Source organism: Pseudomonas sp. WHRI 8519 (genome assembly GCF_040224055.2).
Taxonomy (GTDB): Bacteria; Pseudomonadota; Gammaproteobacteria; order Pseudomonadales; family Pseudomonadaceae; genus Aquipseudomonas; species Aquipseudomonas putida_X.
The window spans coordinates 2,573,268-2,595,176 of the sequence record NZ_CP167996.1; the positions used below are offsets into that span (position 1 = coordinate 2,573,268).

At 64.1% G+C, this 21,909-nt stretch carries 21 protein-coding genes and 1 pseudogene; 4 read left to right on the forward strand and 18 right to left on the reverse strand.

The window, feature by feature from the left end; all coding sequences use genetic code 11:
* Window positions 1–23: 23 nt before the first annotated feature.
* The 3 genes from ABRP30_RS11830 to ABRP30_RS11840 form a co-directional block, all read right to left on the reverse strand.
* The gene (locus tag ABRP30_RS11830; protein WP_349974207.1) at window positions 24–746 is read right to left on the reverse strand and encodes a hypothetical protein; all 723 of its coding nucleotides are present in this window, start codon (window positions 744–746) and stop codon (window positions 24–26) included.
* A gap of 113 nt (window positions 747–859) precedes the next feature.
* A complete protein-coding gene (alkB, locus tag ABRP30_RS11835; RefSeq protein WP_349974206.1) occupies window positions 860–1,504 on the reverse strand; it encodes a DNA oxidative demethylase AlkB in 645 nt (214 codons plus the stop codon).
* A 41-nt stretch (window positions 1,505–1,545) separates the two neighbouring features.
* The gene (locus ABRP30_RS11840; protein ID WP_349974205.1) at window positions 1,546–1,899 is read right to left on the reverse strand and encodes a cupin; all 354 of its coding nucleotides are present in this window, start codon (window positions 1,897–1,899) and stop codon (window positions 1,546–1,548) included.
* A gap of 117 nt (window positions 1,900–2,016) precedes the next feature.
* Here ABRP30_RS11840 and ABRP30_RS11845 point away from each other — a divergent pair, with 117 nt between their 5' ends.
* A complete protein-coding gene (locus ABRP30_RS11845; protein WP_349974204.1) occupies window positions 2,017–2,916 on the forward strand; it encodes a LysR family transcriptional regulator in 900 nt (299 codons plus the stop codon).
* 113 nt (window positions 2,917–3,029) lie between these two features.
* A pseudogene (locus ABRP30_RS11850) lies at window positions 3,030–4,223 on the forward strand (MFS transporter); the annotation flags it as partial.
* A gap of 18 nt (window positions 4,224–4,241) precedes the next feature.
* Here the strand turns inward: ABRP30_RS11850 and ABRP30_RS11855 are convergent.
* The 4 genes from ABRP30_RS11855 to ABRP30_RS11870 all read right to left on the reverse strand — a co-directional run bounded on the left by ABRP30_RS11855 (window position 4,242) and on the right by ABRP30_RS11870 (window position 7,617).
* A complete protein-coding gene (locus ABRP30_RS11855) occupies window positions 4,242–4,853 on the reverse strand; it encodes a LysE family translocator (protein ID WP_267823497.1) in 612 nt (203 codons plus the stop codon).
* An 89-nt stretch (window positions 4,854–4,942) separates the two neighbouring features.
* On the reverse strand, window positions 4,943–5,794 hold the full coding sequence (locus ABRP30_RS11860; protein WP_241805719.1) for a CAP domain-containing protein: 852 nt from the start codon (window positions 5,792–5,794) through the stop codon (window positions 4,943–4,945).
* Between the two features lie 245 nt (window positions 5,795–6,039).
* A complete protein-coding gene (locus ABRP30_RS11865) occupies window positions 6,040–6,651 on the reverse strand; it encodes a cell wall hydrolase (protein ID WP_267823499.1) in 612 nt (203 codons plus the stop codon).
* A gap of 48 nt (window positions 6,652–6,699) precedes the next feature.
* Window positions 6,700–7,617, reverse strand: coding sequence for an AEC family transporter (locus ABRP30_RS11870; RefSeq protein ID WP_349974203.1), 918 nt, complete (start codon window positions 7,615–7,617; stop codon window positions 6,700–6,702).
* 199 nt (window positions 7,618–7,816) lie between these two features.
* On the opposite strand from ABRP30_RS11870, the gene sodC reads away from it, so the two are divergent.
* The gene (sodC, locus tag ABRP30_RS11875) at window positions 7,817–8,332 is read left to right on the forward strand and encodes a superoxide dismutase [Cu-Zn] SodC (RefSeq protein ID WP_349974202.1); all 516 of its coding nucleotides are present in this window, start codon (window positions 7,817–7,819) and stop codon (window positions 8,330–8,332) included.
* Between the two features lie 99 nt (window positions 8,333–8,431).
* On the opposite strand, the gene ABRP30_RS11880 is transcribed toward sodC, so the two are convergent.
* The 5 genes from ABRP30_RS11880 to ABRP30_RS11900 all read right to left on the reverse strand — a co-directional run bounded on the left by ABRP30_RS11880 (window position 8,432) and on the right by ABRP30_RS11900 (window position 12,475).
* Window positions 8,432–9,268, reverse strand: coding sequence for a bifunctional allantoicase/(S)-ureidoglycine aminohydrolase (locus tag ABRP30_RS11880; protein ID WP_012314347.1), 837 nt, complete (start codon window positions 9,266–9,268; stop codon window positions 8,432–8,434).
* A gap of 176 nt (window positions 9,269–9,444) precedes the next feature.
* The gene (locus tag ABRP30_RS11885; RefSeq protein WP_349974597.1) at window positions 9,445–10,116 is read right to left on the reverse strand and encodes a class I SAM-dependent methyltransferase; all 672 of its coding nucleotides are present in this window, start codon (window positions 10,114–10,116) and stop codon (window positions 9,445–9,447) included.
* Window positions 10,117–10,159: 43 nt separating this feature from the next.
* On the reverse strand, window positions 10,160–10,711 hold the full coding sequence (locus ABRP30_RS11890; RefSeq protein ID WP_349974201.1) for a YbhB/YbcL family Raf kinase inhibitor-like protein: 552 nt from the start codon (window positions 10,709–10,711) through the stop codon (window positions 10,160–10,162).
* A 48-nt stretch (window positions 10,712–10,759) separates the two neighbouring features.
* The gene (locus ABRP30_RS11895; protein ID WP_267823509.1) at window positions 10,760–11,071 is read right to left on the reverse strand and encodes a hypothetical protein; all 312 of its coding nucleotides are present in this window, start codon (window positions 11,069–11,071) and stop codon (window positions 10,760–10,762) included.
* 111 nt (window positions 11,072–11,182) lie between these two features.
* Window positions 11,183–12,475 carry an MFS transporter gene (locus ABRP30_RS11900; protein WP_267823511.1) on the reverse strand — a complete coding sequence of 431 codons (1,293 nt, stop codon included), beginning with the start codon at window positions 12,473–12,475 and terminating at the stop codon, window positions 11,183–11,185.
* A 438-nt stretch (window positions 12,476–12,913) separates the two neighbouring features.
* Between ABRP30_RS11900 and ABRP30_RS11905 the strand changes: the two genes are divergently transcribed.
* Window positions 12,914–13,789, forward strand: coding sequence for an AEC family transporter (locus ABRP30_RS11905; protein ID WP_241805710.1), 876 nt, complete (start codon window positions 12,914–12,916; stop codon window positions 13,787–13,789).
* 35 nt (window positions 13,790–13,824) lie between these two features.
* Here the strand turns inward: ABRP30_RS11905 and ABRP30_RS11910 are convergent, their stop codons facing one another.
* The 6 genes from ABRP30_RS11910 to ABRP30_RS11935 form a co-directional block, all read right to left on the reverse strand.
* The gene (locus tag ABRP30_RS11910; protein ID WP_267823513.1) at window positions 13,825–14,457 is read right to left on the reverse strand and encodes a hypothetical protein; all 633 of its coding nucleotides are present in this window, start codon (window positions 14,455–14,457) and stop codon (window positions 13,825–13,827) included.
* Window positions 14,458–14,585: 128 nt separating this feature from the next.
* Window positions 14,586–15,719: an HlyD family secretion protein gene (locus ABRP30_RS11915; protein ID WP_349974200.1), complete on the reverse strand. Its 1,134-nt coding sequence runs from the start codon at window positions 15,717–15,719 to the stop codon at window positions 14,586–14,588.
* Window positions 15,716–17,365 carry an MFS transporter gene (locus ABRP30_RS11920; protein WP_241805707.1) on the reverse strand — a complete coding sequence of 550 codons (1,650 nt, stop codon included), beginning with the start codon at window positions 17,363–17,365 and terminating at the stop codon, window positions 15,716–15,718. The genes ABRP30_RS11915 and ABRP30_RS11920 overlap by 4 nt, the downstream gene beginning before the upstream one ends.
* 243 nt (window positions 17,366–17,608) lie before the next feature.
* On the reverse strand, window positions 17,609–20,125 hold the full coding sequence (uvrA, locus tag ABRP30_RS11925; protein ID WP_349974199.1) for an excinuclease ABC subunit UvrA: 2,517 nt from the start codon (window positions 20,123–20,125) through the stop codon (window positions 17,609–17,611).
* 63 nt (window positions 20,126–20,188) lie between these two features.
* On the reverse strand, window positions 20,189–21,283 hold the full coding sequence (gene tssA / locus ABRP30_RS11930; RefSeq protein ID WP_267823519.1) for a type VI secretion system protein TssA: 1,095 nt from the start codon (window positions 21,281–21,283) through the stop codon (window positions 20,189–20,191).
* A gap of 94 nt (window positions 21,284–21,377) precedes the next feature.
* Window positions 21,378–21,896 carry a type VI secretion system tube protein Hcp gene (locus ABRP30_RS11935; RefSeq protein ID WP_241807098.1) on the reverse strand — a complete coding sequence of 173 codons (519 nt, stop codon included), beginning with the start codon at window positions 21,894–21,896 and terminating at the stop codon, window positions 21,378–21,380.
* Window positions 21,897–21,909 lie beyond the last annotated feature (13 nt).

Below are 21,909 nucleotides of genomic sequence, written 5' to 3' on the forward strand. Positions count from 1 at the left end.
CTTTGCCCACCTGACCCTTGGTTTCAGGACGCAGGCTTGGTACCCGCCGGGATCCAGGTTTGCTTCGCTTCACATTGAACGCCGATCTGCAGGTTTTTTTCTTCCGTGTATGGGGTGCCCTTGTCGTCGACCAGGTAAAACACCTCGTGCAGGTACTGTTTGCCCTGCGGATCCTGGTAGCATCTGAACGCCGTGTTTTCAGGGAAGGCGTCGCGAATCTTCGAGAACGCGGTAGCGTTCCCCACCATCGCATTGAAGGCTTCATTGTCAAAACGCACGACTTTTCTCAAGTCGACGAAGTCCTGAAAGTACGCCTGCATACCCTTGCCTGAGCAGGTACCGTGTTTTCGCCACTCATGCGCGAACATGCCCTTGGGCTCGCGGGTAACGATGTCCCGCAGGGCTTTGTTGGCAAGCACTGCATTCATGTCATCGGCGCTCATTGCACAGGCTTCGCCGTCGGTGCAGTCAGGGGACTGGGTGCAGTATTGGGGGTGACGGTTGGTGAGTTTGCCGATGCTTTCGCTGTAGGGCCATATACCGTGGGTGAGAAAGCGTTGCGGTGCCTGTTCACACCCTGCTGTCGAGGGCCGCATGATGCAGAACGTGGGTTGCCAGGTAACGGAGTAGACCAGGTACTTGGAGGGCGGTGCATCGACATAGGCCTCTTCATTGCGATCCAGCGCCATGACGCGGGTTGCCCCGACGAAGGTCAGCAGTAGCAGGGTGGTTGTCATCACACGCATGGGTTCGCTCCCTTGAACCAGGCCGCCCGGGGAGTGGCGGCGTCAGCACAATTAACCGGGAGCAGGACGGCACGCGTCTACTGGCAGAAATATCGGGTGGCTTTTTGACTGCATCACCCCGCCTTGCGCAACGTCAGGTTGATCCGCCGCTCGCCCATCCGTGGGTGCACGCCCGGCTTGATCGGCAATACCCCATGGAAGCGCAAGCGGTCCTCACCGCCCCAGACCAGCACATCGCCATGGCTCAACGCTATGCGACTGGTCTTGTCCGAGCGCTGGAAACCACCCAGCAGGAACACTGCCGGCAAGCCCAGCGATACCGACACGATTGGCTGGCCGAAGTCCGCTTCATCGCGATCCTGGTGCAGGCTCAGGCGGGTGCCGGGCAGGTAGTGGTTGACCAGGCAGGCATCAGGCACGAACCCGTCGAAGCCTGCTGCGGCCGCGGCGCGCCCGGCCAGTTGAAGCAGCGCTTCAGGCAGGGCTGGCCAGGGCTCGCCGCTGACGGGGTCGGTCGGGCTGTATCGGTAACCCTGGGCGTCGCTGACCCAACCCAGGGAACCGCAGTTGGTCAACGCCACCGCCATGTGCAGCCCGCCGGGCGTACGCATGTGCCGGAAGGGGGCTGCGCGAAGCACCGGGCGCAGGGCGTCGAGCAACTGCTCGACGTGCGCAAGGGCAAAGCCGGGCAGCAGCATGGTGTGGCTGGCCAAGCGTTGTGGCTGGGGGCCGAACAGGTCGAGATCGGACTGGATCATGGTCGTGACGTCGAGGGATGTGTGTGGCCATTCTAACGCGCTCAGCAGGCCGGCCAGGGTTTTTCACTGCTATGGAACACGGCCAGCCACACGGTATGCGTGCCTTTGGCGGTCCATTCCACGCGATGGCGGCAATGGGCCGGGATGTCCAGGCAATCTCCCGGCGCCAGTAACCGTGTGTAGGCTTCGTGCTCGAGGCGCAGGCCGGCGCTGCCGCTCAATAGCACGATCCATTCGCCTTCGGGCTGGTCGTACCAGAACCCGGGTGGGCTGCACTGGCCGCTGGAAACGATACGTTCGATGCGCAGGCCCGGGCGTTTCAGCAGGTCATCGACCCATTCCGGTGCGCCAGGGTCACACGGCGGGAGGTGGGTCAGGACGTTGGCAGGTGTCATGGCAGATCTCGCTGTAGGGGAGGTGGTGCACTATGGACTGGATCGAAATGCGGCGCGCTTCTTGACCACCTATCTCGAATGTAAGACTTTTCTGAGACAAAACGCCAAAGGACTCATATGGACAAGCTTCTGGCAATGAGGATGTTCGCTGCCACCGTCGACGCCCAGGGCTTTTCCGCCGCAGCGCGCCAGCTTGGCGTTGCCACTTCGTCGGTCACCCGGCTGGTCGATGCGCTTGAGTCGGCGTTGGGGGCCACCTTGCTCAACCGCTCCACGCGCCAGGTCACCCTGACTGAAGCAGGTGCCCGTTACTACGCCCGTGCACGTGAAATCTTCGACGCGCTGGATGAAGCCGATGCCAGTGTCGCCGACCGGGGCGAGGAACCGGTGGGTGTGCTGCGCTTGTGCCTGCCGGTTGAGTTCGGCCGCCGGGTGATTGCCCCACACCTGGGGCAGTTTCTGGCGCGCCATCGCGCTCTGGAGCTGGACATCGACATGAGTGACCGGGTCGATGACCTGCTGGGCGGCCGTTACGACGTGTCCATCAGGCTGGGCGACCCTGCGCCCAGCGATGAACTGGTGTGCCGGCAACTGGGCCGCTTCGAGCGCTGGCTGGTAGCAAGCCCTGACTATCTGGCCGGTCGCCAGCCCTTGCAGCACCCCGGTGAGTTGCTCGAGCACGCCTGCCTGCGCTTCAGCTATGGGCAGGTGGTGCGGCCTTGGCGCTTGCGGCTGGGCGATGAGGTGCTGGAACTGGATGTCAGGGGCCCACTGCGCAGCACCAACGCGGATCTGCTGCGTGAAGCTGCGCTGGCCGGCAGCGGCATCGCGCTGCTGGCTGACTGGCTGGTGCGCGAGGATGTCGCGGCCGGGCGCTTGCAACGGCTGTTCGATACCTGGCAGGTCAGCCCAGGTACCGCCAACGCCAGCATCAATGCCTTGTACCTGCCCAACCATCGCGGTTCGCGCCGCGTGCAGGCCTTCGTCAGGTTCTGCGAGGAGCTGCTGGTGCCCTGAGGCACTGGCGTTGCGCAGGGTGCAAAGCCCCGTTGCGCCCAGGCCGGATTCTCCTGCCGGGGATCTACCGCTAAGGTGCCCTGCATATTCCAACTGATGCCGAGGAACCTCGCATGAATCCCTCCCTAGCCGCTGCGCAGGCTACAGCTCCAGTACTGAGTCGTGGCCTGATCACCCTGCTGGCGTTCTGCTGCGGTGCTATCGTCGCCAATATCTATTACGCCCAGCCGATTGTCGGTTTGATTGCCCCGGACCTTGGGCTGTCGGCAGAGCGCGCCAGCCTGATCGTCTCATTGACCCAGTTGGGTTATGCGCTGGGCCTGCTGCTGCTGGTACCGCTGGCCGATCTGGTCGAAAACCGCCGGCTGATGATTTTCACCGCCGCGCTCGCGTTCGCAAGCCTGGTGTTGGCAGGGACCAGCAGCGCTGGCCAGGGGCTGCTGTTCCTGGGGTACGCACTGCTGATCGGTTTCAGTTCGGTCGCCGTGCAGATGCTCATTCCGCTGGCAGCGCACCTGGCACCGGAGCAGCAGCGCGGGCGTGTGGTCGGCAACATCATGGGCGGCCTGTTGCTGGGCATCCTGCTGGCGCGGCCGCTGTCGAGCCTGGTGGCTGACCATTTCGGCTGGCGCATGGTGTTCATCGGTGCTGCGGGCCTGATGCTGGCGATCATCTTGCTATTGGTGCTGACCCTGCCGCGCCGGGTACCCGACCACAAGGCCAGCTACGCGGCACTGATGCGCTCGTTGAGCGCACTGCTGCGACAGTACCCGGTGTTGCGCCAGCGCTCGCTGTACCAAGCGTTGATGTTCGCGGCGTTCAGCCTTTACTGGACGGCGGTTCCGCTGTTCCTGGTGGCAGAGCATGGCCTTTCGCAAAGCCAGATCGCGCTGTTTGCCCTGGTGGGTGCAGTCGGGGCCATTGCCGCGCCACTGGCCGGGCGCCTGGCTGATGCCGGCCATGCCCGCGCCGCTTCACTGCTGGCCTTGGTGTTGGCGCCTGTGGCGTTGCTGCTGGGGTTGACCGCACCGGGCTATAGCGTCATCGGCCTGGCAACGACCGGGGTACTGCTGGATTTTGCCGTGCAGATGAACATGGTCATCGGCCAGCGCGAGGTCTACGCGCTGGACCCGGCCAGCCGTGGGCGGCTCAATGCGCTGTACATGACGAGCATTTTCCTCGGCGGTGCATTGGGTTCGGCAGCGGCCAGCGCGGTGTTTGCCGTTTATGGCTGGCAGGGTGTGGCAGTGCTGGGGGCTGCGTTACCTGGCCTGGCGTTGCTGGTCTTCCTTCTGGTGGAACGCCGCGAACCTGCCCGTTCAGCCCTAGCGGCCCAGCGGCAGTGCCACCCCGATCAACGCGAACATACCCCCACAGCAGCGATTGAAACCCTTGCCACCTCTGGCCAGCCAGGGCCTGATACGAAACGCCAACCGCGCCAGCAGGTATTCGACCATGAATTCCACGCTGGCGAAGGTGGCGGCCATGATCAGGAACTGCATGAGCAAGCCGCGCTGGGGGTCGATGAACTGCGGCAGGAACGCGCCATAGAACAGCAGTACCTTGGGGTTGGCCATGGCCGACAGCAGGCCTTGGCGGAACAGCCCGGCATTGCTCAACTGCGCGGCTCGCGCGTCCATCTCAAGGTGCAACGCCGGGCTGCGCCAGAGCGCGATCCCCAACCACACCAGGTAGGCGCCACCGACCCACTTCAACACCGTCAGCAGCGCCGCTGACGTTTGCAGCAGGGCCGTCAGCCCGAACATGGCCAGGGCGATCAGCGCACTGAAGCCGAACACGCCGCCAACGATGGTGAACAAGGTGCGGTGAGCGCCATACAGCGCGCCATGGGTCAGTGCCAGCAAGCTGTTCGGCCCTGGGGTCAGCGATAGGCCGATGCTTGCCAGCAGGTAAATGAGCCAGGTATCAAGAGCCATGTCGTGCGCCTTTTGCTTATCGGTGTGTTCAGCTGTTCAGTCCAGCGACCGTTCGCCAGCCGCAACGCGTAGGTGCTGCATAACAGGGCTCACTGCGGTGTGCCGAACAACCCCGTCCAATAGATGCCCGCATCGCTTTTTGGGTCCACTGCATAGGCGGCCCCCATTTCGCGGAAGTCTGGGTTCATCAAGGTTGCGCAATGCCCGGGGCTGGCCAACCAGCCATCCACTACCTTCTGCGCCGAGTCGCGCCCGGCTGCGATGTTCTCACCAATCTGCTGGTACAGGTAGCCGGCCAGTTCAGCGCGGTCACCTGGGGTGCGGCCGTCGCGGTCGATGTGGTCGAAGAAATTCTGGTTGGCCATGGCCCTGGTATGGTTGGCCGCCACCCCCGCCAGCACAGTGCTCCAGCCAAGCGCGGGTGCCGGGGCAAAAGGTTGGCCGCCGCATTGCCGGGGTGCCTTGCGCGCAGTGTTGATCGCCTGCAGGACTTTTTGCCCCTCAGCCTGCCAGTCGCCCAGGCGCCCGCTTAGCAATGGGCGCGCCAGTACGATGCGCCAGTCACGGCCTTCCTGGCTGACGCCGATGTCGACGAACTGTGGGTCGAGCACCACCTGGCAGAAGCTTTCCTGGATGGCATGCATGGCGGCGCGCGCATCGCGCGGGCCGGACAGGCTGATGGCCTGAACGTTGACCATGGGGTAGGCCGCGCGGGTCATGGCCTGCTGGAGGTCGCGCGTACCTTCGGGCGACAGCGCCAGGCGGGTATCGCTGTTCAACGGCGGCAGCTCAAGCGATGCTTCATCGCCGCAGGGTTGGGCCTGGCTGCGGTAGGCATTGATCGAATCGATCAGTTGCGCTTCTTCGCCGTTGGCAGCCAGGCTAGAAGTCGAAACGGCCAGGCTTAACGACAAGGCGGCAACGGATGACAGGACGCGCATGTGGATCTCCCTGTGGCTGGCAGCGTCTTGGTATGCGCTGCTCATCCTACACAAGCCCAAGGCTTTTGGCCCGGTGTCGTGCAAAGCAATGAATACACCAGCAATGGCTTGCAGGCGGCAAAAGAGGTGGTAGACCGCGGGCCGCCGTAAAAGTGCGATGAGTTGCCACGCATTGTCGGGGCTTGAGTTTGACTGCACGGCGTGGGTAAACGTTCGTTGGCGTCAGGGCGCCACGATCCCCCGGCTCAGCGTGCCAACGCCTGGTTGGGTTTGTAGAACAAGAAGCGCCCTGTCTGGGCGGTCCTGCGGTAGGCCTTGGCCCAGTCGGGGTGCACCGTGCGGTCGTGGAAGTACAGCGCGCCGCCGGTGGTGTCCTTGAGCTGCTGGTTGAGCGCCTTGCGCGCGATCTCTTTGGCGATGTCGTAGCGTTGCGGCTCCTCGACCTGGTCGGCGCGCCCGTCACACCACCAGGAAAACTGGCAGGACTTGCTCTCCACCCCTTGCTTGACCACACCGCAGATGGTGTCGGGGAAACCGTCCTTGCCCAGGCGGTTGAGCACCACGCTGGCCACAGCGCTCATGTCCTGTTCATCGGCACCTTTGGCTTCCCAGTAGATCGTGCGTGCCAGGCAGGTGATGCTGTCGTCCAGCGGTGCCTGGCCTGCGGGGTCGACTGCCTTGACCTCACTGGGCGTCAGGGTTTCGGCTTTTTTCGGTGCAGGCGCATCTTCGACCACCTTCTCTTCAAGCACCTCGGCTTTGTCCTCGGCAACGGTGGCCTTGGCAGTGTCAGCAGCATTCAATGGGCCTGCGAGCAGGGCTGAGGTGAAGCCGATTACCATCCACGATAGGCGCATGGTGCAGGTTCCGAAGTGTGTGCTGATCCTCAGTCTAGCCAAGCGTATTCAATTGAGCGAAAGCATTAACACCAAAGGCAGGGTTACCGCGGCGGCTACGGTCTGCAAGGCGATGATGGTCGCCATCAACGGCGCGTTGCCGCCCATTTGCCGCGCCATGACATAGGACGACGATGCTGTAGGCAATGCCTGGAACAACACCGCCACCACCGCCGCCTGGCCACTCAGGCCGAGCAGGCGGCACAGGCCCCAGGTGGTCAGCGGCATGACCAGGAACTTGAAGGTCGCCGCCGCCAGCAGCGGGCGCACCTGTTGGCCCACGCTGGCGCCGCCCAGTGCCGCGCCGACACACAAAAGGCCCAGGGGCAGGGCGGCCTGGCCCAGCGCCTTGATCGTCGGCTCGATGCCCGCGGGTAGCCCCAGCCCCGTGACGCGCAGCAGCAGCCCGCCGGCACAGCCAACGATCAGCGGGTTGGCGAAGATCGCCCGCAGCACGGTGGCCGGGGAGCTGTGGCGTGCGCTGAAGCGGGCAAATACCAACACGCAGAGCAGGTTCACCAACGGCACGATGGCGGCATTGGCCACCGCTGCCAGGGCAATGCCTGCACTGCCGTAGAGTCCGGCGGCCAGGGTAGCGCCAATATAGTTGTTGAACCGCACACCACCCTGAAACACCGAGGTGAAGTCTGCGCCATCGTGGTTCACCGCACCTTGATACAGCACCAGCAGCGCGGCGCCGAGCACGGTGGAGAGCATCAGTACACCGACCATGCCCAGCACCGGCACACCTTCGAGGTTGGCGGTCGCCAGGCCATGAAGGAACAGCGATGGCAGCAGCACGTAGTAGCTCAGGCGTTCGGCACCAGGCCAGAAGGTTTCGGTAAGAAAACCGCGTACGCGCAGGAATGTGCCCAGGGCGATCAGCAGGATGATGGGAACCAGCGTGGTCAGCAGCAGGTGGAGCATGGGCGGGATCCGTGGTCGGGTAACGGCCACAGGTTAGCGTGGCTGGCGGGTTGGATGAAACGCTTGTTTCGGCTTTGAAGGTGCGCTGTTGGGTTTGGGTGGAAGTATTTCATTCTGTGGCCGGATTGAATGCCTGCCAACCTGTGCAGTCCCACCTGTTATGTGGGTAACCGTTCACCTCAAACCATGGAGATACATCATGAAAGCAGTGGTATTCAGCGTCTTGCTGGCCACGGCTGGCCTGGCCCAGGCTGCGCAGACCGTGGAACTGCAACTGGCCACCCCGGATGGCCCAGGCAAAGCGATCGGCACCGTCAGCATCGAACAGAGCAAGTACGGCGCCGTGCTCACCCCAGACCTCAAAGACTTGCCACCGGGTATCCACGGCTTCCACCTGCACCAGAAGCCTTCATGCGCACCTGCCGAGGAAAATGGCAAGCCTGTGCCTGCAGGTGCAGCGGGCGGCCACTGGGATCCGGACTCGACCAATGCACACAAGGGCCCTTACGACGACAGCGGCCACCGCGGTGACCTGCCGGCGCTGTATGTGGGCGCAGATGGCAAGGCCACCTACCCGGTACTGGCCCCACGCCTGAAGGCGTCGGACTTCAAAGGGCACGCGCTGATGGTACATGCAGGGGGCGATAACCACAGTGACCACCCCGAGAAGCTCGGTGGCGGTGGTGCGCGGGTGGCTTGCGGGGTGGTTCAGTAGGCTGCCTGAAGCGTGCAGGGCGACGTCGGCATGCCTTGACCCAGTGTGCCGCAAACACAAAGCCCGCCAGGTGGCGGGCTTTGCGACAGCCTCGAGGGCTTAACGCTGCGGGTTCAGGGTCAGGTGCACGTGACGGTTGACGTCTTTGTACAGCAGGTAGCTGAACTTGCCTGGGCCGCCGGCATAGCAGGCTTGCGGGCAGAATGCACGCAGCCACATGAAGTCGCCCGCTTCCACTTCGACCCAGTCCTGGTTCAAGCGGTACACCGCCTTGCCTTCCAGCACGTACAGGCCATGTTCCATGACGTGGGTTTCAGCGAACGGAATCACGCCGCCGGGCTGGAAGGTGACGATGTTGACGTGCATGTCGTGGCGCATGTCGGCCATGTCGACGAAGCGGGTAGTGACCCAGCGGCCTTCGGTACCCGGCATTTCGATGACGGTGGCGTTGTCGCGGTGGGTGACGAACGACTCAGGGATGTCCAGGCCTTCGACCTTCTGGTAGTGCTTGCGCAGCCAGTGGAAGGTGACGTTGGATTTGCTGTTGTTGCGCAGGCTCCACTCGGCGCCCGGGGCAAGGAACGCGTAACCGCCCTGGCCCAGGGTATGATGCTTGCCTTCGACGGTGATGTCGATTTCGCCTTCGACGACGAATACCACGGCTTCGGCGTTAGGGTCCAGCTCAGGGCGCTCGCTGCCGCCTTCGGGGGCCACTTCGACGATGTACTGGGCGAAGGTTTCGGCGAAGCCGGTGAGTGGGCGTGCGATGACCCACATGCGCATCTTGTCCCAGAACGGCAGGTGGCTGGTGACGATGTCACGCATCACACCTTTAGGGATCACGGCGTAGGCTTCGGTGAACATGGCACGGTCAGTCAACAGCTCGGTTTGAGCCGGGTGCCCACCGTGGGGGGCGAAGTAGGAGTGATTCGACATGAACGATCTCGACTTGTTGTTCTCTCCCCATGCCTTGGACCACACCGGCCGGTGCGTGCAGGGGATGCACGGACAGCATAGGGGCCAGCGCTGCACATCCACAAATTAAATGTTGGAATGCGCAGTATTTGATTGCTGAATGGCAGGCTGCTTCACTGTGCCTGCCTGGTCCAGAGTCAACCCGCCCGATCAGCCACCAGTAACAATGACTGCGGCGCTGTGCTTTGTGGGTGTTGCGGCTCTTGTAAGTTCACCACCTTGAAACCTGACATTTCCAGCGCGTTCAACCAACTGGCCAAGGTGCGGAAATACCACGGCATGGGTTGCCACTTCCCGGCTACCCCGGCAAACGACTCTTCACGCCAGCCATCCTGGTAATCCCCGTGCGCCTCACTCCAGGGGTGTAGCGTCTGGAGCACCAGTGCGCCACCAGGGGCCAACAGCGCGTTGATCGCCACCAGCAGCGGGATGATGTCCTGATGCAACAAGGCGAAGTTGCTGCAGATCAGGTCGTAACCCGTACCGATCTGGACCGCGCCATCGCACAGTTGCTGGTAGCTGGCCAGGTGCACCTTCGGCGAGCCTGCTTTGCGTGCTGCCTCAACCAGCGCGGCGTCGCCATCCACCCCGGTGGCATCGATGCCGCGGTCGGCCAAGGCGCGCAGCAGCCACCCCTCACCACAACCCAGGTCCAGAACGCGCTCAGGCTGGCGGCCCAGTATCGCGAACAGCATGGCTTGATCGGTGACTTGCCGCCGGCTTTCGATAGCCCCGCTGCGCACGGCCTCGATCCAGCGCTGGGCGTTTTGCTGCCAGCTAAGGCGCAGGGCTGCTTCAGGTGAGGGCATGGTGGCCACCGGATTGCCTGCGACAACGCCGGTACGTTCAACCTCAATGTCCATACTTGCCAACCAGGCTCTGCGCACCTAATGCATGACCTTGCAGCAACTCCATCAGGCCATTGCGATCCAGCCCCTCGGGCAAGATGCCGATGGGTATGTCCGTGGCTATCAGGGTCAAGGCATAGTGGTGCGGGTTGTCCCCGGCTGGTGGGCACGGCCCGCGGTAGGTGAGGGTGCCGCGCGAATTACGGCCCACGGTCACACCCTTGGTGGTCAAGGCGTACTTGCCTTCTTTGAGGCTACCCAGCTCAGGGTCGATGTTATAAGCGACCCAATGCACCACCCCGATACCCTTGGCGCCGTCCGGGTCGAACATCACCAAAGCCAGCGAGCGCGTGCCAGCAGGCAAATTCATCCAGCTTAACTGCGGGGTACGCTCCTCGCCCGCGCCGCAGGCCGGGTCGGGCCCGACCTGCTGCAGGGCGATGACGCCCCCATCGGTGAACGACGATGAGCTGATCGACAGCGCACCGGAGTCGCTGCCCGCAGCCAGGGCGGTGCAGGGCAGCAGCGCGGCGAGCAGCCAGGTTTTGAGGTTCATGGCGATTCCTTGGCAGGGCGACTCGCCGCAGTGTAGCCCAGGCTGCCGTCAGCGGCTGTCCTGATCCTCGGCAGTGCCGCCGGTATGCCCAGCGCCAGACCCCGTCGCTTCGCCAGTGCTGTTGGAACCGCCTGCGGCGCCATCGGCGGCATCGCCGCCAGTGTTGGCGCTGTCGTTGTCCCGGCTGCTGCCGGGGCTGTTGACGCTGCTGCCTTCACCGGCAGTCTTGCCGCCTTGCTGGTCGGTTTTCGGGTAGGCGTCGGTGTTGGTATTGGAGGTGTCAGAAGCGGCGAAACTGGTAGCCGAGCCAAGGCCCAGGGCGAGCGTGAAAAGCAGGGGGAGGGGGCGAATGCGGATCATGGCGAATCTCCTGTGGGGATGATCTGTCATTCGTTTGGCTGGCCAATGATGGCCGGGTGCCCTTGGGGCGACGGGCGGTCACCCTGCGGGCCGCCCGGCAGCCCCCTGGCTTCAGTGGGCGTTGACGCCTGGGGCCGGAGCCTCTGTTGGCTCCAGCGGCGGGTGCTCCTGCGCCGCCTGCTTCAGGTCTTCGGTCACGCGCAATTCTGCGCCAGTCGGCGAGAACGTGGTCGAGGCGGTGAACGGTGCCGGGTGCTCCGCCGCTGGGCGTTTGCCGCGGCGCCAGAGGAAAAAGCACACCATGCCCAGGTTGACCACGGCAAAGGCCCAGAACAGCCCCGCCTCGCCAAACTCGGTCATCGCCGGCGAAATCGCCAGCGGCGCCATGGCCGACCCCAGCGAGTTGATCAGCAGCAGGCCCTGGATCATCGGCACCAGTGCATCGGACGGGGCCCGGTCGGCCGCATGGCTGACCGCAACCGGGTACAGCGCGAACACCCCACCACCGAGCAGGAACAGCATCACCGGCAGTAGCGGTGACTGGGAGGGCAGGAACACGGTGATCAACGACAGCACCACGCACAGCGCTGCCAGGGCGATCAGCACATCCTGGCGGTCCTTGCGGTCGGACCAGCGCCCCACCGGATACTGCAACAGCATGGCGCCCAGGATCACCCAGGCCATCATGTTGCCGACTTCGCCCACGTCCAGGCCGATGCGCTGCAGGTACAGCGGCAGCAAGGCGTAGATCCCGGCGATGGCCACGCCCGAACCGAAGCAGCCGACCAGCCCGGACGGCGCCACACCCAGCAACTGGCGTGGCTTCAACGGCTCGACCTGGTCCAGCAGCGGCGATACCCGCGGCAGGATCACGATCGGCAGCACCGACAACGCGGCCAGCATGCCGGCCAGCATGAACGGTGCGCTGTCACCCAGGTGCGTGATTTCGCCCAAACCGGCCTGGGCAATCACCCCGGCGCCGTAGAAGGCAATCATGTACAGCGCCAGCAACCGGCCGCGGATTTTCGCGTCGCCCGCCAGCAGCAGCCAGCTCTCGATCACCAGGAACACGCCCACCGCAGCCCAGCCGTTGATCAGGCGCAGGATCGACCACCAGGTGGTGTCGTAGAAAAGGCCCTGCAGCAGGATGGTCGCGGCGATCAGCGCGGCGAAGCTGGAGTAGGCGCGGATATGGCCGATGCGCAGGATCAGCCGGTCGTTGAAGATTGCGCCCAGGGTCAGGCCCAGGAAGTAGCTCGACGAAACGATACCGATCATCGTTGCCGATTCACCGGCAGCGCCGAGGCGCAGGGTAGTCAGGGAAGACATGAAACCGTTGCCCAGGGCAATGATGAACAGCCCGAGCAGGGGCGCCAGCGCCATGGCCAGCAAACGCGCAGACATACAAACCTCAAGTTGGAGTGGCGGTGAGAGAGCGCCTTTTCGAACGCGCACGCCAAACAGGCCCAATGAGGGCCGCGAGGTTGCACGGGTGTGCCTGGGATGGATGCGACCTGGGCAAGACTCAACCGCTGGCAGCATGAAGCGCTGGGCCGGGCGGGGTCGGTTGAGCCTATTTCACATGACGGGCATGTGGTCAGGCACGGACTCTGTCGTTGCTGCCGGTTGCCACCGTTCAAGGCGACGGGCGAAAAGGAGGCGCGATTCTACGGCCTGCGCACGATTTACCCAAGGGGCCAGGGGCTGCGACGCGACGCCGCAGGTCGGAAGGGGGCCATTTTGAGCCTTACCCGGTATTCAAGAGAGCAGCAAATCAGCCGCAGGGCCTTGACGCCTGCTGCATAATGTCGCCCTGCACCCTTTCCAAGGAAGGCTTACCCAATGCTCGCTTCACTGTTCGCCGTTCTGGCCCCGGTCTTCATCGTCGCCGGCATCGGCTACGCCTGGGCCCGCAAAGGCCTGGATTACCCCACCGCATTCGTCGCGCGCATGGTCATGACCGTGGGCACGCCTTCGCTGGTGCTGTCGACCCTCAGCCGTACCGAACTGGACCCGGCAGCTTTCACCAGCATGGCAATGGCCTGCCTGCTGTGCACCCTGGCGATGGCGGTGGGCGGCTGGCTGGTGTGCCGCGCCTCGGGCCATCACTGGCGCGTGCTGGTGCCGGCGTTCATGTTCCCCAACACCGGCAACATGGGCCTGCCCATCAGCCTGTATGCCTTCGGTGAGCATGGGCTGGCGTTGGCGGTAGCGTTCTTCCTTACCCTGTCGATCGTGCAGTTCACGCTGGGCATGGCCATCTCCGGTACGGCAGCCTCGTTCAAGGCGCTGCTGCGCAACCCCATCGTCATCAGCCTGGCTGGGGCCATGCCGATCATCTTCCTGGACTTCGAACTGCCGCGCTGGCTGGCCAATACGGCAGACCTGCTCGGTGGCATGTCGATTCCGCTGATGCTGCTGACCCTGGGCGTATCGCTGGCGAGCATCCGCGCGCAGCACATCGCCAGCGGCCTGGTGCTGGGCGGCGTGCGCATCGTGCTGGGGGCGGGTGTGGGTTGGGCAGTGGGCATGGCGCTGGGGCTGGAGCAGATGGAGCGGGCGGTGCTGATGCTGCAGTCGGCCATGCCGGTGGCGGTCTTCAACTACTTGATGGCGGTGCGCGCCAACCGTGAGCCGGAGCAGGTGGCCAACCTGGTGATGTGCTCGACCGTGTTGTCGTTTGCCTGGTTACCGCTGGTGCTGGCCTGGTGGCTTTGACTCGACCGGCCCCGCGAAGGGGCCGGTAGTCACCCTCACTTATCGAACAAGCGCTCGTGCACCCAGCCCTTGTCGGTCAGCACCATCGCTGTTGTTTCCTTGACCGGCGCCTGGTTGGTGGCCACGGCCTCATGCAGCGTGGGAATGTTCGCTTGCACTTCGTCGTCCGCCGCCCAGGCCGGCAGGCCGGTGATCTTGTAGGCGTAGGTGACATTGGAAATCGTCTGGCCCATCACCTCACCCGGTTCGGTGAAGCGCTCGATCGCAGTGACCTGCGCCTTGCCGAAACACAACCCACCGCGGGTTTTGCCGTTGAGCGTTTTCTGCGCGTCAGCCTTGTAGTACTTGCGGCCTTCATCGGTAAGGTCGTAGGCGTAATAGATGTCGGTGCGTGCTGGCTGCCACAGGCGTTCCGGCACTTCAGTGCGGGAAATTTCCTTCTCGCTGACCACGCCGACTTGCGCCAGCGCGTGCAGCGCCTTGTTGGTGCCGGTGGTGTCGAAATCCTGGGTCTTGGCGGGGAAAGAAGTGACTACGAAGCAGTGGGGGTACTGGGTGTCGAGGTAGGCTTGCGCGGCGTTCTGGAAATGGGTTTCGCGGGTGTCCGTGGTGTCCGAGCAGCCAGCCACAGTGGCCAGCAGCGCCAGCGGTACGAGCTTCCTGTACATGATCAAGCGTCCTTGGATGGCGAAGATAAAACCGGTGGGTCAGAATTAGAACCCACGGGCTAGAGCGGCGCAATCGTGGCAAGACGGCATCTCGACGTAGTTCTCAGATTCACCGCGGGCCGGTCCAGTCATCTTTCATCCTGGGTATCGATACTCACCACCACCGACATCCCAGGGCTCAGACGCCTGGCCGCTGGCTGGTCGGCATCGACGGTAATGCGCACGGGTATTCGCTGGGCGATCTTGACGAAGTTGCCGGTGGCGTTGTCGGCTTGCAGTAAAGCGAACTCGGAGCCTGTGGCCGGTGAAATCTGCTGCACATGGCCCCGCAGCTTCAGGTGGTTGAGGGCGTCGACGGTGAAGGTCACCGGCTGGCCGATACGCACATTGGCCATCTGGGTTTCCTTCATGTTGGCAATCACCCACACGGTATCGGGCACAAGCGCCATCAGTTGAGCGCCGGAGTTGACGTAGGCACCCAGGCGCGTGCCGATCTGCCCCAGTTGGCCATCGCGCGGGGCTGTGACCCGGGTATTGTCCAGATCGATGCGCGCCAGCTCCACGGCTGCCTTGGCGTTTTCCACCGAGGCCTCCAGCGCGGCGCGGTTGACGATGACCGTCTCGCGGTCCTGACGGGCGATGGCCAGCGCGGCTTTGGCCTGGGCCAGGGTGGCGACGGCAGCGGCCTGGCTGGCACGGGTGACGTCCAGGTCGCGGCGCGACACCGAGCCATCGCTGACCAGCGCCTGGTTGCGGCTGAGGTCGGCGCGGGCCTTGTCCGCCTGGGCCTTGGCATCGCCGATGGCGGCCTGACGTTGGGCGATGGTGGCTTCGGCGCTGTTGCGCTGCTGCAGGTTGTTGGCCTGCGCCGCTTGCTCCTGTTGCAATTGGGCGATGGCCTGGGCCAGGCGTTGTTTGTAGATGCGGTCGTCCAGTTGCACCAGCAAATCACCGGCCTTGACGAACTGGAAGTCATGTACAGGCACAGCGACCACATAACCGCTCAGTTGCGGCCCGATGATGGTGACCTGGCCGCGTACCATGGCGTTTTCGGTACTTTCGATGGCACTGCCGAACGGCGGCAGGCGCCAGGCATAGAGCACCAGCAGGATGCCGGCCAGGGCCACGCAGGCAAACATGATCGAAGACAGGATACGCACCCGTCGCGTGCGCACCGGGCTGGTGGGTTCGCTGGGCGGTGTGGCGCCTTCCGGGGTTTCAGCAAGCGCAGTGGTGGTGGTAGTGCGGCTTTGGTCGGTCATCGGTTGGTAGTACCGCTGGAGGAATCGGGTGAAGCGGCCTGGCGGGCTGTGTACCACAGCCAGGAACCGCGGATGCAAATCCAGATCATGGTGAGGATGGCGATGCTGCCGATCAGCATGAACACATCGTTGTAGGCCATGACGTTGGCCTCACGCGTGGCCGCGTTGGCCAATACGCGCAGGCCGGCCTCGCTGCGCAGGGCCGGGTCGGCGAGGATACCGGCATAACCGCTGCCACCGCTTTGCACGCGGGCGTTGACCAGCGGTTCGAGGTAGCTCAGGCGGTCGACCAGGTGGCTGGAGTGGAATTTTTCGCGCCAGGTCTGGAAGGTCCCCAGCAGCGCGGCGCCGATCAGGCCTCCGAGGTTGTTGCAGATGCCGAACAGCACCGAGAAACTCACCAGGTTGCGCGGGTTGGCGCGCACGTGGCTGATGCCCAGGGCCATGGACGGGCCGAGGAAGAAGGTACTGCCAAAGGCCAGCAGGAACTGGCTGAGGTACATCTGCGCCGGCCGTGTGAGGTTGCTCGAGCTGCTGTCCATGAACGCCCCGGTGGCCATGGCCAGCAACGAGATGAACAGCGGGATCACCAGGTGGTTGGGGCTGATGGTCAGGGCGCTGGTGGCCAGGCCCGCCACTGCGCCGAACAGCATCACCCAGTACAGCGTGCGCATCTGTTCGCTGCCCATGTTCAGCACCTGCAGAAACCCCACGGCGCCGGTGGACTGCTCGGAGGTGACCATGCGAATCAGGATCACGCACAGGCCCAGACGGATGATCGCGCCGCTGCCCAGCCAGCGTGTCATCAGTAGCGGGTTCTGGCGGTTGTGCTCGATGGCCAGGCCGCTGAACACCAAGGCGATCGACGCGGCCAGGGCGACCCCTATCCACGGCGCTTCCAGCCACCAGTCGATGCGCCCCAGGGACAGGGCGGCGCAGAGCAGGGCGGTGCCGCTGGCCATCAGGGTAAAGGTCAGAAAGTCCAGCGGCTCGAAGGTTTTGAAGCGGTCGCCGGGGGGCAGCTTGAGCAGCAGTACGCAACCGAGCGCGGCCAGTGCCAGGCCCAGCTCGAACAGGTACAGGCCGCGCCATTCAGCGATCTGCAGCAGGTCTTCTGAGAAAATCCGCGCCAGCGGCAGGGCCAGCTGCGAGGCGCCCAGGCCAAGCACCATGGCCTTGAGCCGCCACTGCGCGGGGAACGCCTGAATCATGTAGTACAGGCCCAGCGAACTCAGCGCGGCCCCTACCATGCCGTGAGCGGCCCGCACGGCGATGGCCGAGTTGAGGTCGTTGACGAACAGGTGAGCGAAAGTGACCAGTGCGTAAAGCACCAGAAATACTTCGGTGAAGGCGCGCAGGCCGAACTGTTGGCGAAACTTGACCAGCAGCAGGTTCATCGACACGTTGGTCATGACATAGGCGGCGGGTAACCAGGCCATTTCCGCCGTGGTCGCGCCCAGGGCCCCTTGCAGAAACACCAGGTTGGCGGTGACCAGCGCGCTGCCCAGGCCGCCGGTGATCGCCACCAGCAGCCCGACCATGCCGAAGGCCAGGCGTTTGGCCGGTGTATGCAGAGGCGTGGAAGGGGAACCGGGCAGGCTGGGCTTTTCGTGCGGGAGCCACTGGTGAGGGGTGTATTTATCCATGGCGCAGACTGTACCCACAGGCCCTATGTCCGGCAAGCCGCCGGCAGCGCCAGTGTTGGCTCAGCCCCGAGCAGTACAGAGCTCATACTGCAGCTTGAATCTGTCCATTTTTGAGGAGCAACCCCTATACCTTTGGGCGCAACTGTCTTGCTCAACTGCTAAAAGCTGGCGCGACCCCAGTGGGAGCCGGCTTGCCGGCGATAGGGCCAGTGCAGGCGCAAAAAAAGCCAAAGGTCTAAAAAACTAAAGAGCTCTGGCCAGAAACTCGGCTGTGCGGCTAGCAGAACACCTCGCCACATCCCCGGGCGTACCACTCACCACCACCGTACCTCCCGCATCCCCAGCCCCTGGCCCGATGTCGATCACCCAGTCGCTCTGCGCGACCACGCGCATGTCATGCTCGACCACCACCACACTGTGCCCGCCGTCTACCAGCCGGTTCAGCTGCACCAGCAGGCGATCGATGTCCTGCGGGTGCAGCCCGTTGGTGGGCTCATCCAGCACATACAGCGTAGCGCCGCGGGCGGTGCGTTGCAGTTCGGTGGCCAGCTTGATCCGCTGCGCCTCGCCGCCGGACAGTTCGGTGGCCGGCTGGCCCAGCCGCAGGTAGCCCAGGCCGATGTCCTGCAGCACCTGCAGGCAGCGCCGGGCCGGGGGCTGTTCGGCAAAGGCTTCAAGCGCCTGGTCGACCGTCAATTGCAGTACCTGGGCGATGGTCATGCCTTGCCATGTCACGGCCAGGGTCTGCGGGTTGTAGCGTGCGCCGTGGCAGGTCGGGCAGGGCGCATAGACGCTGGGCATGAACAGCAGTTCGACACTGACGAAGCCTTCGCCTTCGCAGGTCGCGCAGCGGCCCTTGGCGACGTTGAACGAGAAGCGCCCGGCATCGAAGCCAAGGGCCTTGGCCTGCTCGGTTGCGGCGAACAGCTTGCGCACATGATCGAACAGCCCGGTGTAGGTGGCCAGGTTGGACCGTGGCGTGCGGCCGATGGGCTTCTGGTCGACCTGCACCAGCCGCTTGATGCGCTCCAGCCCCGCACTCACGCGCCCGCTGCTGGGCAGTTCAGGCTCGTCCTCCAGGCTCTGCTCCTCGGGTTCGGACAGCTGTTCGGCATGGCCCAGGTGTGTACTCACCAGCTCCAGCAAGGCCTGGCTGACCAGGCTCGACTTGCCCGACCCAGAGACGCCAGTGACCGCCGTGAAACAGCCCAAGGGAAATTGCACACTGAGCTCACGCAGGTTGTTGCGGGTGATGCCTTCAAGCCGCAACCAGGCCTGCGCTGGGCGCGGCGTGCGGCGGGTCGGCTGTTGTCCGGCAAACAGGTAGGCGCCGGTGCGCGACGCCGCGACCTGTGCGAGGCCTGGTGGCGGGCCGCTGTAAAGCACTTGGCCGCCGTGTTCACCTGCCGCCGGCCCGACATCTATCAGCCAGTCGGCCCGGCGCATGGTGTCCAGGTCGTGCTCCACCACGTACACCGAGTTACCCGCCTGCTTCAGCTGCTGCAGCGCCTCGAACAGCGCCTCGCTGTCGGCCGGATGCAGCCCGGCCGACGGCTCGTCGAGCACATAGATGACGCCAAACAGCTGAGAGTTGAGCTGGGTGGCCAGGCGCAGGCGCTGCAATTCGCCCGAAGACAACGTCGGTGTGCTGCGCTCCAGGGCCAGGTAGCCGAGCCCCAGGTCGATCAGCGGCGCGATGCGCTCCAGCAATTCGTGGGCGATGCGTTGGGCCGCCAGGCGTTTTTCCAGGGTCAGGGTGTCTTCATGCTGCTCCAGATAACCGGGCGCTGCCACTGTGCGCAACACCTCGGCCAGTGCCTGCAGCGGCAGGCGCGACAGCTCGCCGATGTCACGGCCGGCGAAGGTTACAGCCAGCGCCTCACGCTTCAGGCGCTTGCCCTGGCACAGCGGGCATGGGCTGGGGCGCATGAACTGGGAGACCCGTTTGCGCATCTGCGCACTCTGCGAATGCATGAACGTGTGCATCACGTAGCGCCGGGCGCCGCTGAAGGTGCCCTGGTAGCTGGGTTCGAGCTTGCGCTTGAGCGCGGCGCGGGTCTGCGCCGGGGTGAGGCCGGCATACACCGGGACGGTGGGTGTCTCTTCGGTGTAGAGGATCCAGTCGCGTTGCGCTTGGGGCAATTCACGCCAGGGGATGTCGACGTCATAGCCCAGGGTCACGAGGATGTCGCGCAGGTTCTGCCCCTGCCAGGCCATCGGCCAGGCTGCCACCGCCCGCTCACGGATGGTTAGCGACGGGTCGGGGACCATGGTCGCCTCGGTCACCTCATAGACCCGGCCCAGGCCATGGCATTCGGGGCAGGCGCCCTGGGGCGTATTGGGCGAAAAGTCCTCTGCATACAGCATCGGCTGCCCCACCGGGTAGCTGCCGGCGCGCGAGTAAAGCATGCGGATCGAGCTGGAAAGGGTAGTGACGCTGCCCACCGACGAGCGTGCGCTAGGGGTGCCACGTTGCTGCTGCAGGGCCACCGCTGGCGGCAGGCCCTCGATGGCGTCGACATCCGGCACGCCGACCTGGTCGATCAGGCGCCGGGCATAGGGCGCGACCGATTCGAAGTAGCGGCGCTGGGCTTCGGCGTACAGGGTGGAGAAGGCCAGCGAGGACTTGCCGGAGCCAGAGACGCCGGTGAAAACCACCAAGGCGTCCCGGGGGATGTCGACGTCGATGTTCTTGAGGTTATGCTCACGGGCGCCACGTACGCGGATGAAGCCTGGCGGGGTCGGGGGGCGGGGTGGCATGGGGTGGTCCTTGGCGGGGTGGCAAGCCACAAGTTTGCACCATTTGTGCCGGCAGTGCAGGCCTCAGGAGCGCTGCTCGCGTGTCCCCAGCACGTCGCGGATGTTGTCCACCACATTACTGTCTTTGATCACATCGCTCAGCCAGCCCTCGAGCGGCATGTTGCCCCACTTGATGGCGCGCTCTATCAGATACGGTACCGGGCTTTGCGGCTCGGTCTGTTTGAAGAACTGGGCAATGCCGGCGAGCATCGTAAAGGCTTCGTCTCGGGTCAGCGGGGTGGTGCGCATGGGCGCAGGCGCTGTGGTCTGAACGGGCGTATTCATCGCTTCACCTGGCTCGCTGGCTGCGCTGAGGGTGACGGCAGGCTCTGGCTCTGCGGCGGCAGGATGCAATTCAATGCCGCGGTCCTTGAGCAGTTTCTCTGCCAGTTGGCTGGCCCGCGAAAGCATGTCGGCGAGGCTGGCAAAACTTGGCGCTTCGGTACCGAACAGGCGGTCGGTGGTCGCTTGCAGGCGTTGGCAGGCCTGCAGGCTCGCGGCAATTTGCACGGCCTTGGCCTGCAGGTGCTCGGTGTCGCTGAGCACCACCGAGCGCTGGAAGATCTCGGCGTTGATCTTGCCCTCGCTGAGCGCGGTTTGCATCGCCTTGGGGTTTTGCAAGGCAAGGTTTTCTACATGGCGTGATTCGTCGTAACGCAGCACGCCGAAATTCTGCCCTTGGGTAATGGGCAAGCCACCGACGATGTCGGTGAGCGTGGTCTTGAGCCAGGACAGCCGCGCGGCGCGCTCGTCCAGGCCGTCCTCGAGCGACGGGTAGGCGGTCTCCCAGAAGGTTTCTAGGATGCGTTCGCACAGGTTCAGGCCGAAGGTGATGCCCTGGAAGTGATCGCGCTGGGCCAACCCTTCGTTAAGCCAGGCGACCAGCATCAGGTCCTTGCTCTGCTGCTCAAGCCCTTGGGCCGACAGGTTGATGACCTTTTCCCAGTCGGCGGTTTTCAGGTCGGTCTGCCAGTCACCCTGGGTCAGGTAGTCAGGGTCTGCCCGGCGCGCCTCCTTGATCTGGTCGAACAAGGCAGAGAAGCTCAAGTCTTCGCCGCTGCCACCGTCGATCGGCGCGGCCAGCGCGGCCAGCGAAAGGCCGTTGAGGAATTCAGGCATAAAACACTCTGATCAGGGGTATAGAGCAACGTGCCGGGAAGCCCGGCACGCCACAGGGTATGGGCCGCTCGCGCGGCCCAGGCCAAACAAGTGCTTAGGCAAACACTTTGTTCGCGGTGCGGTCCCAGCCACCGACGATGTTGCCACCAGCCTGGCCGTCGGTACGGTTCTGCTGGGTGTAGGTGGTTTTGATGCGGGCGAAGTTGAAGCTGATTTCTTCGATCGGCAGGTCGCTGACCGCCTTGTCTTCACCGCCCTGGTTGCCACCGGCGACGAACCTGACCGAGGACACCACCACTTCTTCCATGTCGATGGTCAGGTAGGTGACCTTGTCACCACCGGCACGGTTGACGTTCAGCTTCAGCTTGGCGATGTGCTTGCCGGTGCAGCAGTGCTCGAAGAGCTTGGCCGAGGCCTTGTCGACTGCCTTGCGGATCTTGAAGTCGGTCAGCGACACGCGCTCGGACGACGCACCGCCCGAGGAGCTGGCAGTGGCCGAGGTGGCCTGGGTGGCGCCGTACTCGTAGCCCAGCACTTCGATCCAGTCCTTGTGTTTTTCATCCAGAACTTCGCCCGGGATGCCGTCGATTTGGATATACGCGTCAAATGCCATTGTAAAACTCTCC

What these genes read in the sequence shown, in the direction of transcription:
- ABRP30_RS11830 (WP_349974207.1), bottom strand. Translation starts at nt 746, where the DNA reads ATGCGTGTGATGACAACCACCCTGCTACTGCTGACCTTCGTCGGGGCA.
- alkB (WP_349974206.1), bottom strand. Translation starts at nt 1,504, where the DNA reads ATGATCCAGTCCGATCTCGACCTGTTCGGCCCCCAGCCACAACGCTTG.
- ABRP30_RS11840 (WP_349974205.1), bottom strand. Translation starts at nt 1,899, where the DNA reads ATGACACCTGCCAACGTCCTGACCCACCTCCCGCCGTGTGACCCTGGC.
- ABRP30_RS11845 (WP_349974204.1), top strand. Translation starts at nt 2,017, where the DNA reads ATGGACAAGCTTCTGGCAATGAGGATGTTCGCTGCCACCGTCGACGCC.
- ABRP30_RS11855 (WP_267823497.1), bottom strand. Translation starts at nt 4,853, where the DNA reads ATGGCTCTTGATACCTGGCTCATTTACCTGCTGGCAAGCATCGGCCTA.
- ABRP30_RS11860 (WP_241805719.1), bottom strand. Translation starts at nt 5,794, where the DNA reads ATGCGCGTCCTGTCATCCGTTGCCGCCTTGTCGTTAAGCCTGGCCGTT.
- ABRP30_RS11865 (WP_267823499.1), bottom strand. Translation starts at nt 6,651, where the DNA reads ATGCGCCTATCGTGGATGGTAATCGGCTTCACCTCAGCCCTGCTCGCA.
- ABRP30_RS11870 (WP_349974203.1), bottom strand. Translation starts at nt 7,617, where the DNA reads ATGCTCCACCTGCTGCTGACCACGCTGGTTCCCATCATCCTGCTGATC.
- sodC (WP_349974202.1), top strand. Translation starts at nt 7,817, where the DNA reads ATGAAAGCAGTGGTATTCAGCGTCTTGCTGGCCACGGCTGGCCTGGCC.
- ABRP30_RS11880 (WP_012314347.1), bottom strand. Translation starts at nt 9,268, where the DNA reads ATGTCGAATCACTCCTACTTCGCCCCCCACGGTGGGCACCCGGCTCAA.
- ABRP30_RS11885 (WP_349974597.1), bottom strand. Translation starts at nt 10,116, where the DNA reads ATGCCCTCACCTGAAGCAGCCCTGCGCCTTAGCTGGCAGCAAAACGCC.
- ABRP30_RS11890 (WP_349974201.1), bottom strand. Translation starts at nt 10,711, where the DNA reads ATGAACCTCAAAACCTGGCTGCTCGCCGCGCTGCTGCCCTGCACCGCC.
- ABRP30_RS11895 (WP_267823509.1), bottom strand. Translation starts at nt 11,071, where the DNA reads ATGATCCGCATTCGCCCCCTCCCCCTGCTTTTCACGCTCGCCCTGGGC.
- ABRP30_RS11900 (WP_267823511.1), bottom strand. Translation starts at nt 12,475, where the DNA reads ATGTCTGCGCGTTTGCTGGCCATGGCGCTGGCGCCCCTGCTCGGGCTG.
- ABRP30_RS11905 (WP_241805710.1), top strand. Translation starts at nt 12,914, where the DNA reads ATGCTCGCTTCACTGTTCGCCGTTCTGGCCCCGGTCTTCATCGTCGCC.
- ABRP30_RS11910 (WP_267823513.1), bottom strand. Translation starts at nt 14,457, where the DNA reads ATGTACAGGAAGCTCGTACCGCTGGCGCTGCTGGCCACTGTGGCTGGC.
- ABRP30_RS11915 (WP_349974200.1), bottom strand. Translation starts at nt 15,719, where the DNA reads ATGACCGACCAAAGCCGCACTACCACCACCACTGCGCTTGCTGAAACC.
- ABRP30_RS11920 (WP_241805707.1), bottom strand. Translation starts at nt 17,365, where the DNA reads ATGGATAAATACACCCCTCACCAGTGGCTCCCGCACGAAAAGCCCAGC.
- uvrA (WP_349974199.1), bottom strand. Translation starts at nt 20,125, where the DNA reads ATGCCACCCCGCCCCCCGACCCCGCCAGGCTTCATCCGCGTACGTGGC.
- tssA (WP_267823519.1), bottom strand. Translation starts at nt 21,283, where the DNA reads ATGCCTGAATTCCTCAACGGCCTTTCGCTGGCCGCGCTGGCCGCGCCG.
- ABRP30_RS11935 (WP_241807098.1), bottom strand. Translation starts at nt 21,896, where the DNA reads ATGGCATTTGACGCGTATATCCAAATCGACGGCATCCCGGGCGAAGTT.